Here is a 255-nt window from a genome sequence, read left to right as displayed (position 1 = left end):
CACCGGCACCCACGATGCCCAGCACCGTGGAGGTGCGGATATTGACGTCGAGCAGATAGAGGCCGGAACCGATCAAAGCCGGTACGGCCTGCGGGATGACTGCGGCGAACAAGGTTTTCCACCATCCGCCACCGACTGCCCGGACCGCTTCCGCCGGCCCGCGGTCGATCTCCTCGACCGCATCGGCGACGAGTTTGCCGAGGAATCCGATCGAGCCGATGGCCAGTGCGCATGTTCCGGCGATGGGCCCGAGCC

General features: G+C 66.7%; 1 protein-coding gene. It reads right to left on the bottom strand.

The features are described 5' to 3' along the window. Positions 1 to 255 (bottom strand): PhnE/PtxC family ABC transporter permease (locus CUZ56_RS15260; RefSeq protein ID WP_126981203.1); only part of this gene is annotated, 255 nt, incomplete at both ends.

The sequence above is a fragment of the Saezia sanguinis genome (assembly GCF_003991585.1).
In the GTDB taxonomy this organism is placed as follows: Bacteria; Pseudomonadota; Gammaproteobacteria; order Burkholderiales; family Burkholderiaceae_C; genus Saezia; species Saezia sanguinis.
This window is presented reverse-complemented; position numbering and strand designations above follow the sequence as displayed.